Below are 13655 nucleotides of genomic sequence, written 5' to 3'. Positions count from 1 at the left end.
TATATAATTTAGGATAAAAATGCAGCATTTAATACGTACTGATGATTTTACAAAAGAAGAGATACAAAGGTTGTTGGCAGATGCAAAAAAATTCAGTGACGGCCGTTTTGAAAGAATTTTAGAAGACAAGATTATTATTACACTTTTTTTTGAAAATTCGACACGAACAAAAAGTTCGTTTGAAATAGCCGCAAAAAGACTCGGTGCTGAAATAGTGCATCTTGATGTTGCAAAAAGTTCTACAAAAAAAGGTGAAACACTTGTAGATACGGCAATGAATCTTGATGCTATGGGACCACATGCCATCATAGTCCGTCATGAAAATGCGGGTGTGCCCCAGATTCTTTCAAAGCATACCAAGGCTAGCATTGTCAATGCCGGCGACGGTGCCCATGCCCATCCTTCTCAGGCGCTTTTGGATTTGTATACACTCAAGGAGCACTTTGGCTCACTTGAAGGAAAAAAAATCGCTATTGTCGGAGATATTAAAAACTCCCGTGTTGCAAACTCAAATATAGAACTTTTAACACGTTTTGGAATGGAGGTGATTTTGGTGGCACCACCGCATTTTTTGCCAAAAACCCGTCTAAGAACAACTCATTATTTGTCAGAGATTATTGACGAGGTGGATGCTATTATGAGTCTTCGTACACAGACAGAGCGACACTCTTCGCAAAGTTACGCTTCGTTAAAAGACTATGCAAGCGATTTTTGTATAACGGAGGAACTCATTGGAGACAGAGAGATTATACTCCTGCACCCGGGACCAGTTCATCGAAATATCGATATCAGTGATGCAATGCTCGAAGATAAGCGTTGCAAGGTCTTGGAGCAGGTGAGTAACGGGGTTAATATACGAATGGCTATACTCAAAAAACTGATTGCATGAGTTTTGAGAAAATAAATGTTTTGGCAAAACAGAAAAAGCCGTTTTTGTTTATAAGTGACTTTAAAGGGGAAAATGTTGAGGTAATTCTTCTTGAAGACCTGGAAAAAGAAGATATAGAGTTTTGTATTAACGAAAAATACAGTTTCAAAAAACATTTGCATATTCTTCAGACTGATCCCATAAAATTTTCAGAGTATAAAAAAAAATTTGATGCTGTTATTGAAAAGATTAAATCAGGTGAGACCTATATCCTCAATCTTACCCAACAGACACCTGTAAAAACAGACCTTACTTTAAAAGAGATGTTCAGGGTGGCAAATGCGCATTATAAACTGCGATATAAAGATGAGTTTCTCTGCTTTTCTCCTGAAAAATTTATACAGATTGCTGACAATACGATTCATACCTTTCCTATGAAAGGCACTATTGATGCTGCCAAAGTCAATGCCGAGAAAAAAATATTAGCCGATGAAAAAGAGATGGCTGAGCATATTATGATAGTAGATTTGCTTAGAAATGATCTTTCCATGGTCGCTTCTGATGTTACAGTAGAGAGATTTCGTTATATACAGACAATAGAAGCCGGGGAGAAGAAACTTTTACAGATAAGCTCCCATATACGCGGTTCTTTACATGTAAACTGGCAGGAAGAACTCGGTACAATATTGCAAACACTTCTTCCGGCGGGGAGTATAAGCGGTGCACCCAAAAAAAGTACCGTCAATATTATTGAAGATATTGAAGGCTATGCCCGCGGATTTTTCAGTGGAGTATTTGGTGTGTTTGACGGGGACAGCCTGGACAGCGGTGTGATGATACGTTTTATACAAAAGAGTGCCAAGGGGTACTTCTATAAAAGCGGCGGTGGAATTACTTTGGACAGTGATGTACAAAGTGAGTATAAAGAACTGCAGGATAAGATATATTTACCATGAAAAACAAATTGTTAGAGAACTTTTTTACCAGTGGCTGGGATTTTAAAGAAGATGAAAGTGAATTAAAAAATAAATTTCAAATGGTGAATATTGTTTTTTTACTCTCTTTTGCCGGATTGATTTTTGGGATCAGTGCAAATATTCTCAGAGCAACGCCGGCGCTTATTCCTGTAGAAACTGTTTTATTGTTAAGTGCTGTTGGACTCATGTTGGCTTTACGTATCAATAAAAAGTATTTTAAAGTCATATCTTTTTTGATGACTCTGCAGTACAGTATACTGTTTTTACTCCTGGTTTATATGAGCAAGCCTGAAGAATTAAAACATATATGGATTTTTACCTACCCTATTATTCTTCTCTACTTTGGAAGTGACAGGTATGTGTTTTTTTGGGTTGCGGCAATGGTGTTTTTCTTGCTCATCGCACCGCTACAGCCTTTTGTACATGTATCGTATTCTCTGTTTCAGGTGACGTATATCTCTTTTGTGCTTATTCTTGTAAGTATCATTATCTATTTTTATCAAAAGCGTATGAATGAAGCGGCAAGTTTAATCATTGAACAGAAAAATATGCTCAAAAAGCAGCTGGATGAACTGACGAAAAAAGATAAAATATTGTCTGTACAGTCCAAACAGGCGGTTATGGGCGAGATGATAAGCATGATAGCCCACCAATGGCGTCAGCCTCTTTCAACTGTCACCCTCAATATATCAAATTTACAGATAAAACGCCTGTTGGGAAAAGAGATCAGAGAAAAAGAATATGAAACCGCTTTTGAAGAGATAAACAATACTATTGCCTACCTTTCGGCCACGATTGATGATTTTCAAACCTATTTTCATCCCAAAAAAGAGATAAACTCCATAGAGATAAACGAGTTGATACAAAAAGCGATTAATTTTACTAAACCGAGACTCAAAGAAACATATATAAAAATTTTATATATGCAAAAAAACAGTGCAGTTATCAATACATATACCAATGAACTTATTCAGGTACTGTTGAATATTTTAAATAACGCCGTTGATGAACTGATTGCAAGAGAGATTAAAGATCCGAAAATAATTATTCGTGTACAGAACCGGGGAGATGCCTTGCAGTTAGAAATTGAAGATAATGCGGGAGGGATAAAAAAAGAGCATATTGATTCTATTTTTGAACCTTATTTCAGTACAAAAGGCAAGAATGGGACAGGACTTGGCCTTTACATGTCACAAATGATAATGCAAAAACAGTTTCATACAACAATAGAGGTTGAGAGTGAAAATAACAGTACTGTATTCCATTTTACAGTACCAAAGAAACTAGCTTAATTTTAGATTGATTGGGTTATAATAGATGAATGGCACCTTTACTGCCATTAAGTTAAGAAAATTAATGCTTTCTCGGAACCGGTACTTCAGTGCCGGCTCCAATAAATACTTAACCTAATGGCAGTGAAGGTGTTCTTAAATAAATTACAAAAGAGCGGAGATAAAATGTATATAGAAGATTTGAAGTTTTCATTATGGGCTGATTTTATAGAAAGAGATTACCTGGACAAAGAATTTAAAGAACTTATAGACAAAAAAATAATCAATGGAGCCACTTCAAATCCGGCAATATTTAAGAATGCAATTTTAAGCTCTCCTGCATACAAAGAGCAACTTGCATCACTGGATGCGCTTTCTCCAAAAGAAAAATATGAAGCAGTGGCAATATATGACATACGAAAAGCAGCAGATATTTTAAAACCCTTATACGACAAAGGGGATGACGGATATGTCAGTATAGAAGTTGATCCTTTTTTGTGTGATGACGCACAGGCAACTGCTGCAGAGGGAAAAAGGCTTTTTAAGGCGATAAACAGAGAAAATGTTATGATAAAAGTTCCGGCCACAGAAGCTGGGTATGAAGCGATGCAGGCGTTGACATCTGTTGGAATCCCTGTGAACGCAACATTGATTTTTAAAAAATCCCAAGCCATATACTGTGCGCAGGCTTTTGAAAAAGGAAGTGAAATATATGGCAAAAGCGTGCCTACTGTTATCAGTATTTTTGTCAGCAGAATCGACCGGGCACTTGATATACTCTTAAAAGAAAACGGTATAGAAACAGGATTGACAGGCATATACAATACTTCTGTCATCTATGAAGAGATACAGAGTATGAATGTAGAGGGATGCAGGGCTCTTTTTGCCAGTACCGGAGTAAAAGACGACTCTCTGCCGCCCTATTATTACATCGAAAAACTGTTGGCGTATAACAGTGTCAATACAGCCCCTGTAGATACCATAAAAGCGTTTCATGCGCATAATGGTTCTAAAAAAGCAGCTTTGCCGATTGATAAAAAAATCATTAACAGACATTTTACACAGATAGAAGATACCGGTGTTAAAATGGATGAAGTACTGCAAAAGCAAATAGATGATGGTTTGGAAGCATTTAAAAAAGCATTCCAAGAGATATTGGAGGCATTATGAATACAGAGGTTGATGTCAGTAAGCTGACATTTGAGCAGTTAAAAAAAATACGCCTGCATCTGAAAAAAATGATTGAGGTGGGAGGCAGTGACTTACATGTAAAGGCCAATGCTGTAATTCGGGCAAGGATTAATGGAAATATTGTCCAGTTTTCCGGTGGTATTTTAACAAAAGAGGATGCCCTGATATTTGCAAAAGAACTTTTAAAAGGGCGTTTTGCCGAGTTTGTTGAAAAAAAAGAACTCGATTTGGTATATCCTTATGATGAAAACAACCGTTTCCGTGTCAATATATTTTTTCAGATGGACGGAGTGTCGGCAGTATTTCGTGTGATTCCTATCAAAATTCCTTCATTTGAAGAACTCTATTTACCGGATATTGTCAAAAGTTTTACACAAAGAGAAAGAGGCTTGGTTCTTGTGACGGGTGTGACCGGAAGCGGTAAGTCTACAACACTTGCAGCACTTGTCAATGAGATTAATCTTACTAAGAAAAAGCACATAATTACCATTGAAGATCCGATCGAATTTGTGCACAAGGACAGAAACTGTATCATCAATCAGCGTTCTGTAGGCCAGGATACCCTCTCTTTTGGAACAGCTCTGCGTGCAGCACTTCGTGAAGACCCTGATATTATTCTGGTAGGGGAAATGCGGGATCAGGAGACGATAAACCTTGCCTTGCACGCGGCAGACACCGGTCACCTTGTTTTTTCAACACTGCATACAGTGGATGCGAAAGAGACGATCAACCGTATAATTGCCCAGTTCCCGACAGATGAGCAAAATCGTGTGCGTCTTTCACTTGCAGGTGTTTTGCAGGGAGTAGTTTCTCAAAGGCTGATACCTACTGTAGACGGAAAGCGCCGCGCCGCTCTTGAAGTACTGGTACGGACTCCGACAATTGAAAAACTTATTTTGGAAAACAGAGATTACGAAATTCGTGATGCAATTGAAGCAGGAAAAGAGCATTACAAATCACAAAGTTTTGACCAGGCTATTCTGGATCTCTACAATGAAGGTGTTATTTCCAAAGAAGAAGCGCTTAACAATGCGACGAGTGCTTCTGATGTAGAACTGAAAATGAACGGACTTATAAGCGGGACAATGGCAGATATGGCTGAAGAAAATGAACTGCCAAAAGTTGAAATATCTTCTGACGATGATGATATTTTTGATTTAAAGTAAAGTTTAATCCATAAAACTGTATAATTGCGCCTATTTTAAAAGACAAAGGACTTCATATGTTAGAAGGTATAGTTAGAGAGAGTATTGGCAAAAAGGGCACAAAAGCGCTTCGCCGTGATGGTTATCTAATTGCGAATATTTACGGAAAAGGGCTTGAAAATATCAATGCTGCATTTAAAGAAAATGAGTATATCCGTACTGTTCGTAATAAAAACACATTGGCATTTCCTGTTTCAATTGATGGAAAAGAGATGCAGGTTGTTGTTCAGGCATATGAGTCTCATCCGGTAACAGGAAAACTTTTACATGTAGATTTAATGGTGGCACAGCCAGGTGTTGTAACACACTATATGGTTCCTGTTGAAGCGGTCGGTGATTCAATCGGTGTGAAAAACAAAGGACTTGTAAATATTTCAAAAAGACGTTTGAGAGTCAAAGCAAAGATTGAAGATTTACCAAAAGCAATTACAATTGATGTAACAGATATGGATATTGGCGACGCTAAGCTTATTCGTGACATCGAAGTAACTGAAAATGTACAATTTACAGATGCTGACCGTGTTGCCGTACTAAGTATTATCAAAGCTAAGTAGTAGCAATATGCTTATAGTTGGGCTGGGAAACCCTGGATCCGACTATGAGGCTACACGCCATAACATCGGTTTTATGGTTATAGATGAATTGATTCGTCGTCATAATGCCAGTAAGATTTCCTCCTCATCATTTCAAGGTGAACTCTATAAATTTCAAAATCATTTTTTATTAAAACCATTGACATATATGAATCTTTCCGGAGAATCTGTTGTAAAAGTAAAGCAGTTTTACAAAATCGAAGATGTCGTTGTAATACATGATGATTTGGATCTTCCCTTTGGTGCCTTACGTTTTAAAAAAGGCGGAGGACATGGCGGGCACAACGGTCTTAAATCAATAGATTCAAAAATATCCCGTGAATATGTCAGAGTAAGAATGGGCATAGCAAAACCAGCGCATAAGGGAGAAGTGGCCTCTTATGTATTAAGCCCTTTCAGTGCAACAGAACAAAAATGTCTGTCGGAATGGATAGATAAATGTTGTGATGCAGTGGAGTTTTTACTGACACATTCATTGGAAGAGACACGGTGCAAATACTCCCAAAAGGCAATGGAATGTTAGCATTCAGATATATTTCATGGCACTATATAAAATATTTTTTGATTATACTGACAGCTTTGGTTCTGTTTGTTGTCGGTTTTGACTATATGGGCAGTGCCCAGGATTTATCCAAGTCATCGGCAAACCTTATTTTGATTTATCTGGTGTACAAATCATTTTCTGCCATAGATATTTTACTGCCAATCGCACTGGTATTTGGAATGATATCTACAAAAATATATCTTATTCGCTCCAATGCACTTGTTTCATTCTTTTCTTTGGGATATTCAAGAGTAGATGTTTTGCGTCCCTTTGTTCTTGTTTCTACCGCTGTTATTGTTCTGTTTATAGCGCTGCATGCCTGGTCGAATTTTGCCAGAGCAGAAGAGTTTTCCAGAAATATTAAAAAGAATTCGCAATATTTAAGTCCCACACGCGATCTTTTTTTTGCGTACAAGGGAAAGTATATATATTTTTCAAAACTGCTTCCTTTGCAGGAAACTGCGAAGAATATTCGTGTGTTTAGTGTTACAAATGAGTCTTTAAAAGAAGTGGTTGTTGCCAAGTCAGCCAGATACATAGATAACTACTGGTTTATCAGGCAGGCTGATATTATTACAAAGCCTGATGATTTGTCTCTTGCCTCACCCGGAATAAAAGTCACTAAAGCAAAAGATTTGAAAATTTTAGAAGGGTTTCGCCCTAAAATGCTTGACCAGGTATATGAGGGAAAAGTGAACTTTACAATTATAGATGCCGTGGATGCTATGCTTTTACTGAATAAACAAAACATTAATACGGATAATATCAAGTCAGCACTTTATAAAATATTTATCTATCCTTTTTTTGTTCCGTGTCTCATTGTTATAATATTTTTCTTTGTCCCAATGAGTGTACGATTTTTGAATGTTTCTCTTTTTACATTTGGTGCAATCCTGGCAACGTTGCTCACCTGGGGAATTCTCTTTTTTCTGATAAAGCTTGCAAACAATAAAGTGATACCGAGTGAAGTCGGGATAGTTCTTCCTGTTGCGATATTGGCTCTATTGGCCTTTTTTCAGTGGTATAGACACAGAACACTACTGTCTTAGGCACTTCTAAGCACATTTTAGATAAAATCATCTAAAAAATATTTGGAATTTTTATGATTGATTTTAAAGCATTGGCAGATGAGTATGGAACACCCTTGTACGTATATGATTTTGATTATATGTCCGCACAGTATACAGAGTTAAAAGAAGCATTCAGGGGACGTAAGTCTATTATTGCTTATGCAGTAAAAGCAAATTCAAATTTAAGTGTTGTTCGTCATTTTGCAAAAATGGGCAGTGGTGCTGACTGTGTTTCTATTGGTGAAGTGCGTCGTGCTCTTTTGGCAGGAATTCCCGCATATAAAATTATATTTTCTGGTGTCGGCAAAAGTGATGAGGAGATACGTGAAGCGATAGAAAAAGATATTTTATATATCAATGTTGAAAGCGAAGCGGAGCTTGATCGGGTTGAGGCTATTGCAGAGAGACTGGACAAGCCTTCACGCATAAGTATCAGAGTGAATCCCAATATTGACCCGCAGACACATCCTTATATCTCTACCGGACTGCATGACAATAAATTTGGTGTGGATCTCTCAAGTGCTAAACGTATGTATATCAAGGCTAAAAATTCTCAATATTTGGACCCTGTCGGTATTCATTTTCATATAGGCTCACAACTGACACAATTGCAGCCGATAAGAGAGGCTGCCGAAATAGTTGCAGATTTGGTGCGTTCACTGCAGGCTATTGATATAGAGTTGAAGTTTTTTGATGTTGGTGGCGGACTTGGCGTCAAATATGATAATGAAGAGACGATAAAGCCCTATGATTATGCACAGGCCATTCTGGGGACACTCACTGCTCTTGACTTGACAATTTTGTGTGAGCCAGGCAGATTTTTGACGGCAAATGCAGGATACTTTGTGACGAGAGTTCTCTATGAAAAACAAAATGGTGATAAAAAATTTGTTGTTGTTGACGGTGCAATGAATGATCTGCTGCGTCCGTCACTCTATAATGCATATCATAAGATAGAAGCAATTACAGACAATAATGGTCCGGTGAGAGAAGTAGACATAGTCGGTCCGGTGTGTGAAAGCGGTGACTTTTTTGCGAAAAACTATCCTCTGCCGGAGCTAAAGAGAAATGATTTGCTTGTGATTCACAGTGCCGGTGCCTATGGATTTGGAATGGGGAGCAATTACAATACACGTGGACGAAGTGCGGAAGTCGCTGTTGAAAACTCCAAAGCAAGACTTATCAGAAAAAGAGAGTGCTTTGAAGATCTTATCTGTCTAGAACAAGAATTTTTAGTAGATTAAAATGTATTTTATAGATGTGCAGGGAACGCTTATCAGTGATGAAGACAAATCTCCAATAGATGGAAGCAGGGAATTTATACAAATGCTCAATCGTGAGCATATTCCTTATATGATCATAACAAATAATACAAAAAAAGCATCACAGAATTTTTTGGCATATCTAAACAGACTGGGTTTTGAATTTGACGCGACAAAGTACCTTGATCCTTTAATGCTTCTGGAATCCCGTGTCGAAAAAGAGGCTGTGGCTGCATATGGTGCAAAAGAGTTTTTACAAACACTGCAAAGCATGGGATACAAACTTGACTACAAAAACCCCAAAACCGTACTGATTGCCATAAAAGAGGATTTTTCTGCGGATGAATATGCACAAATGATAGATTTTTTACTTGATGGTGCGAAACTTGTCGGTATGCATGAGACATCTATTTATGCAAAAAATAACAGGCGCTATCCTGGAGTAGGTGCGATTTTGAAGATGCTTGAATTCGCGACAAGCTGTTCTTATGATGTTGTAGGCAAACCAAGTCAGGCATTTTACAATGAAGCACTTAAAAGAATTAAAAGACAAAACCCTGCCGCAGATTTTCAAAATATAACTATTATCAGTGATGATGTAAAAGGTGATTTGGGCGGAGCAAAAGAGCTTGGTATGAAAACACTCTTTGTAACAAGCGGAAAATATAAAAGTGCCGAGGAAATTGTCCCTTTTTTAAAAGAAGCAAATATCCCCGATTTTATATATAAAAATATGCAGGATATTTTAATCCGCCACAAGATGGAGCAATAATGAAAACTTTAGATGACTGTAGAGAAGCGATAGATGCGATCGACAATGAGATGCTTACACTGTTGAATAAGCGTATGAAAGTTGTCCAGAGAGTCGGAGAAATCAAAAAAGAGACCGGTGGCGCAATCTATAGACCAGAACGTGAAAAAGCAATTATTGACAGACTGGTTTCTTTGAATGAAAAAGAGGGCGGACTGTTAAATAACAAAGCGATAGAAGCAATATTTTTAGAAATTTTTGCTGTGGCAAGAAATTTGGAACTGCCGGAACGTATAGCCTATTTGGGGCCTGAAGGGAGTTTTACGCATCAGGCGGCTGAAAGCCGTTTTGGGGCTATGAGTGACTATCTTTCGTTAAATTCTATCGCTTCTGTATTTAAAACACTTGAATCCGGCCGTGCCAAATTTGCAGTTGTGCCTATTGAAAATTCCCGTGACGGAATTGTTGGAGAGACACTTGATCTGCTTGCAAAAAGTCCTATGAAAATTGTTGCAGAACTTTATATGCCGATTCACATGTCTTTTGCAACAAAGGCGGAAAAACTTGAGGATATTACAAAAATCTACTCAAAAGACAAAGGCTTTGGGCAGTGTCGGGAATTTTTAAATGAACATGGTTTGATCAATGTTGAACTGATCCCGGTAGAATCGACGGCAAAAGCAGCCATTTTGGCGGCACGTGAGCCAAATTCGGCTGCAATATGTTCTCATATTGCAGCAAAACTGTATGGACTTCCTACTCTGTTTGAAAACATTGAAGATGCCATAGACAATACAACGCGTTTCGTCATTTTAAGTGATTTTAAAAATTCTGTCAGCGAGAATGATAAAACTTCGATACTGGTACGATTAAAAGACGCTGTTGAAGCTGGTTCTCTGGTGCGTTTTTTACAGGATTTTGAAGAAGAGAAGATAAATCTTTCAAAAATTGAGTCTCGTCCCTCAAGAGACAAAGGTGGTTTTGGCTACTGGTTTTATATAGACTTTTATGGTCATATAGATGAGGAAAAGATTCAAAAAGTCATACAGAAACATAAAGACGAAGTCACTTGGCTTGGAAGTTACGTAAAGGGTGAAGAGTGAAATTTAATAAAAAACTACAAAATATCAAAACTTATGAGGCGGGCAAGCCTATAGAACTTGTCGTACGTGAATTCGGCATAGAACCAAAAGATATTGTAAAACTTGCTTCAAATGAAAATCCGTATGGATGCTCCCCCAAAGTACAAAGTGCCGTGGCAAAAATTCTACCGAATATGGCACTTTATCCTGATGACAGTATGCTTAAACTTAAAAATGCGTTAACAAAAAAATATGCAACAGAGCACAAAAATCTTATTATCGGCAGCGGAAGTGACCAGGTTATAGAATTTATTATGCATGCAAAAGCTGATGAAAATTCCAAAATACTGATGAACAGTGTGACTTTCGCAATGTATGAGATTTATGCGAAACATGTCGGGGCAGAGATTGTGAGAACTGCATCACAGGAGCATGATTTAGATGAATTTTATGGGCTTTATAAAGAGACAAATCCTGCGATAATTTTTTTGTGCACACCGAATAACCCGACAGGGGATGCAATAGATGCAGACAAATTGATGAAGTTTATAGAAAAAATCGACAATGATACTTTGGTTGTTGTAGACGGTGCCTATATGGAATATGCTGCATATAAAGACAAAAGTAAAAAAATCATGCCTCAAGAGTTGGTTGAAAAATTTGAAAATGTCATTTATCTGGGTACTTTTTCAAAAGCCTACGGACTTGGAGGCATGCGTGTCGGGTATGGTATTTCGTCAGAAAATATTATAAAAGAACTGTATAAACTGAGACCGCCTTTTAACATAACGACATTGTCGCTTGAAGCTGCCAGTGTTGCACTTGAAGATGAGGAATTTGTAAATAATTGTATCGCTTTAAATTTCCAGGAGATGAAACGCTATGAAGAGTTTGCAAATGAGCAAAAAATAGATATAATAGAGAGTTATACAAACTTTGTTACTTTATGCCTGAATAACACACAAAATTCGACAGAAATTTCTAATGCTTTATTGCGTAAAGGAATGATAGTACGGGATTTAAGTGGTTATGGGTTGAATGCAATTCGTGTAACTGTCGGAACAAAAGAGCAAAACAGCCGTTTTTTTGAACTTGCATCACTGTTATTATAAAATTTAAGATGGGAAGTTGATGGATTTTAAAGTACTTTTTTCGCAATTATCAGTTTTGTATGCAAAACTTACAAAACAGCAAAAAATGATTATAGCAGCTGCTGTAATAGGTATTGTTGCTTTTTTGATTTTTTTAGTTGTTTTTACTGCTAAAAAAACTTCACTTGACAGATATGAAGTACTTTTTGATTCTCTGACACCCTCTGAAGCTGCAAAAGTTGTAGAACAGCTTGACAAAGATAATATTCCTTATAAAATTGAAGCAAACAATGTTATCAAAGTGCCTCGTGATATTGTGTACAAAGAGAGGATTTCTATTGCCTCTTTGGGTATTCCAAAAAATAGAGGCGTGGGATTTGAACTTTTTGACAAACAGGAATTCGGTGCTACAAATTTTGATCAAAAAATCAAGCATCTGCGCGCATTGGAAGGTGAACTCTCCCGTACTATCAGTGCACTTTCCCCTGTAGAAAAAGCAACAGTGAGCCTTGCTCTGCCGAAAGAGACTCTTTTTGTCTCCAAACAGGTTGATCCGACAGCCTCTGTAATGGTGCAGCTGGTTGAGGGAAGGATGCTTACTTCCAAGCAAATCAGGGGAATTAAAAATCTTGTCGCAGCAGCTGTGCCAAAACTAAAACCTTCTAATGTAATGTTGATTGACAGTGACGGCGTAACACTTGGTGATGACGATGAAATGGCGCAGATGAGTGAACTCTCTATTGCTCAGCAAAAATATAAAATAAAAGAAGAGAAAAAAAAGCAGGAAAAAATCATTGATGTTATCGCACCTTTTGTAGGCGGCAGTGACAAGGTTGTGGCACAGGTAACCATAGAATTTGATTTTTCACAAAAAAACTCTACTTCCGAAAAATATGATCCTGAAAATGTTGTGCGAAGCGAACAGGTTAATGAAGAAAAAAGAGAAGGAAGTGCCCCAAAAGAAGTCGGAGGCGTTCCTGGAACTGTAAGCAACATTGGTCCGGTACAGGGACTTGCCTCAAATAAAATGGTGGAGAAATATTCAAAAAACTCCGGCACAACGAATTATGAAGTCGGAAAAACCGTCAGCACTACAAAGAGTCAGTTTGCAAGAATCAAAAGGATAACGGCTGCAGTTGTCGTTGACGGAAAATACAAACCAAAACTGGACAAAGAGGGGAATCCAACTGATGAGATGGAGTATGTGCCTTTGGATGCTGCGGACATAAATGCCTTAACCTCTCTTGCCAGTCGTTCTATCGGTATTGATCCTAAAAGAGGCGATCAAATCAGTGTACAAAATTTGCAGTTTGAAAGAGCATCTGTAAGCGGAGGGGCTCAGGGAGTCAACAAAGCTATTGCATTCAGTGAAACATATTTGGCTCCATTTTCCGGTTTGCTGAAATATCTGTTTGTGTTTATCCTGTTGTTTGTTTTGTACAAAAAAGTCATTGCTCCGTTTGCGGATAAGATGCTTGAAGTGTCAAAAGAAGAAGAAGAACTTGTTGCGCCTTCACTGGAACTGGATGAAGAAGAGGGCGATGATTTGGTCGAAAAAGTACAAAAAATGCGTAAAAAAGTTGAAGAGCAACTTGGTATGGGAAGTAATTTTAATGAAGATGACCTCAAACATGAGGTTATCCTGGAAAAAGTAAAAACTATGGCGGAGGATAGACCTGAAGAGGTGGCTTCTTTGCTGGAGGCTCTTTTGAGTGAAGAGTCTGAAGTTCCATCTAAAGAGAGGAAGTAA

13 protein-coding genes are annotated in these 13655 nt (G+C 37.8%); all 13 read left to right on the top strand.

Annotated elements, in window-relative coordinates; all coding sequences use genetic code 11:
* Positions 1 to 19: 19 nt before the first annotated feature.
* The 13 genes from MLC52_RS09365 to fliF all read left to right on the top strand — a co-directional run bounded on the left by MLC52_RS09365 (position 20) and on the right by fliF (position 13655).
* A complete protein-coding gene (locus MLC52_RS09365) occupies positions 20 to 889 on the top strand; it encodes an aspartate carbamoyltransferase catalytic subunit (RefSeq protein ID WP_346389881.1) in 870 nt (289 codons plus the stop codon).
* Positions 886 to 1824 carry an aminodeoxychorismate synthase component I gene (locus MLC52_RS09360; RefSeq protein ID WP_434580156.1) on the top strand — a complete coding sequence of 313 codons (939 nt, stop codon included), beginning with the start codon at positions 886 to 888 and terminating at the stop codon, positions 1822 to 1824. Before MLC52_RS09365 ends, MLC52_RS09360 begins: the two co-directional genes overlap by 4 nt.
* The gene (locus tag MLC52_RS09355; RefSeq protein WP_230973299.1) at positions 1821 to 3137 is read left to right on the top strand and encodes a sensor histidine kinase; all 1317 of its coding nucleotides are present in this window, start codon (positions 1821 to 1823) and stop codon (positions 3135 to 3137) included. The genes MLC52_RS09360 and MLC52_RS09355 overlap by 4 nt, the downstream gene beginning before the upstream one ends.
* Before the next feature lie 165 nt (positions 3138 to 3302).
* Positions 3303 to 4286, top strand: a complete 984-nt coding sequence (locus tag MLC52_RS09350) for a transaldolase (protein ID WP_151899792.1) — start codon at positions 3303 to 3305, stop codon at positions 4284 to 4286.
* Positions 4283 to 5473 (top strand): type IV pilus twitching motility protein PilT, encoded by a 1191-nt coding sequence (locus MLC52_RS09345; protein WP_151899793.1) that lies wholly within the window; start codon positions 4283 to 4285, stop codon positions 5471 to 5473. The genes MLC52_RS09350 and MLC52_RS09345 overlap by 4 nt, the downstream gene beginning before the upstream one ends.
* Positions 5474 to 5529: 56 nt before the next feature.
* Entirely contained in the window at positions 5530 to 6066 is a 537-nt protein-coding gene (locus MLC52_RS09340; RefSeq protein WP_151899794.1) for a 50S ribosomal protein L25/general stress protein Ctc, read from the top strand.
* A 7-nt stretch (positions 6067 to 6073) separates the two neighbouring features.
* Complete coding sequence (pth, locus tag MLC52_RS09335) at positions 6074 to 6628, top strand: aminoacyl-tRNA hydrolase (RefSeq protein ID WP_151899795.1); 555 nt, start codon at positions 6074 to 6076, stop codon at positions 6626 to 6628.
* Complete coding sequence (locus MLC52_RS09330; RefSeq protein WP_346389885.1) at positions 6622 to 7698, top strand: LptF/LptG family permease; 1077 nt, start codon at positions 6622 to 6624, stop codon at positions 7696 to 7698. The genes pth and MLC52_RS09330 overlap by 7 nt, the downstream gene beginning before the upstream one ends.
* 53 nt (positions 7699 to 7751) lie before the next feature.
* Positions 7752 to 8963, top strand: a complete 1212-nt coding sequence (lysA, locus tag MLC52_RS09325; RefSeq protein ID WP_188110035.1) for a diaminopimelate decarboxylase — start codon at positions 7752 to 7754, stop codon at positions 8961 to 8963.
* Between the two features lies 1 nt (position 8964).
* A complete protein-coding gene (locus MLC52_RS09320; RefSeq protein ID WP_434580153.1) occupies positions 8965 to 9753 on the top strand; it encodes an HAD-IIA family hydrolase in 789 nt (262 codons plus the stop codon).
* On the top strand, positions 9753 to 10835 hold the full coding sequence (gene pheA, locus MLC52_RS09315) for a prephenate dehydratase (RefSeq protein WP_151899798.1): 1083 nt from the start codon (positions 9753 to 9755) through the stop codon (positions 10833 to 10835). The genes MLC52_RS09320 and pheA overlap by 1 nt, the downstream gene beginning before the upstream one ends.
* A complete protein-coding gene (gene hisC / locus MLC52_RS09310) occupies positions 10832 to 11926 on the top strand; it encodes a histidinol-phosphate transaminase (protein WP_151899799.1) in 1095 nt (364 codons plus the stop codon). Before pheA ends, hisC begins: the two co-directional genes overlap by 4 nt.
* A 19-nt stretch (positions 11927 to 11945) precedes the next feature.
* Positions 11946 to 13655 carry a flagellar basal-body MS-ring/collar protein FliF gene (gene fliF / locus MLC52_RS09305; RefSeq protein WP_151899800.1) on the top strand — a complete coding sequence of 570 codons (1710 nt, stop codon included), beginning with the start codon at positions 11946 to 11948 and terminating at the stop codon, positions 13653 to 13655.

Source organism: Sulfurimonas sp. NW15, from assembly GCF_051132285.1.
In the GTDB taxonomy this organism is placed as follows: domain Bacteria; phylum Campylobacterota; class Campylobacteria; order Campylobacterales; family Sulfurimonadaceae; genus Sulfurimonas; species Sulfurimonas hydrogeniphila.
The sequence above is the reverse complement of the archived record's forward strand: the minus strand, read 5'-3'. Positions and strand labels throughout refer to the sequence as shown.

Excerpts from the sequence above, each read along its gene's own strand:
- MLC52_RS09345 (WP_151899793.1), top strand. The coding sequence starts at position 4,283 with ATGAATACAGAGGTTGATGTCAGTAAGCTGACATTTGAGCAGTTAAAA.
- MLC52_RS09330 (WP_346389885.1), top strand. The coding sequence starts at position 6,622 with ATGTTAGCATTCAGATATATTTCATGGCACTATATAAAATATTTTTTG.
- fliF (WP_151899800.1), top strand. The coding sequence starts at position 11,946 with ATGGATTTTAAAGTACTTTTTTCGCAATTATCAGTTTTGTATGCAAAA.
- pth (WP_151899795.1), top strand. The coding sequence starts at position 6,074 with ATGCTTATAGTTGGGCTGGGAAACCCTGGATCCGACTATGAGGCTACA.
- lysA (WP_188110035.1), top strand. The coding sequence starts at position 7,752 with ATGATTGATTTTAAAGCATTGGCAGATGAGTATGGAACACCCTTGTAC.
- pheA (WP_151899798.1), top strand. The coding sequence starts at position 9,753 with ATGAAAACTTTAGATGACTGTAGAGAAGCGATAGATGCGATCGACAAT.
- MLC52_RS09355 (WP_230973299.1), top strand. The coding sequence starts at position 1,821 with ATGAAAAACAAATTGTTAGAGAACTTTTTTACCAGTGGCTGGGATTTT.
- MLC52_RS09365 (WP_346389881.1), top strand. The coding sequence starts at position 20 with ATGCAGCATTTAATACGTACTGATGATTTTACAAAAGAAGAGATACAA.
- MLC52_RS09350 (WP_151899792.1), top strand. The coding sequence starts at position 3,303 with ATGTATATAGAAGATTTGAAGTTTTCATTATGGGCTGATTTTATAGAA.
- MLC52_RS09340 (WP_151899794.1), top strand. The coding sequence starts at position 5,530 with ATGTTAGAAGGTATAGTTAGAGAGAGTATTGGCAAAAAGGGCACAAAA.
- MLC52_RS09360 (WP_434580156.1), top strand. The coding sequence starts at position 886 with ATGAGTTTTGAGAAAATAAATGTTTTGGCAAAACAGAAAAAGCCGTTT.
- MLC52_RS09320 (WP_434580153.1), top strand. The coding sequence starts at position 8,965 with ATGTATTTTATAGATGTGCAGGGAACGCTTATCAGTGATGAAGACAAA.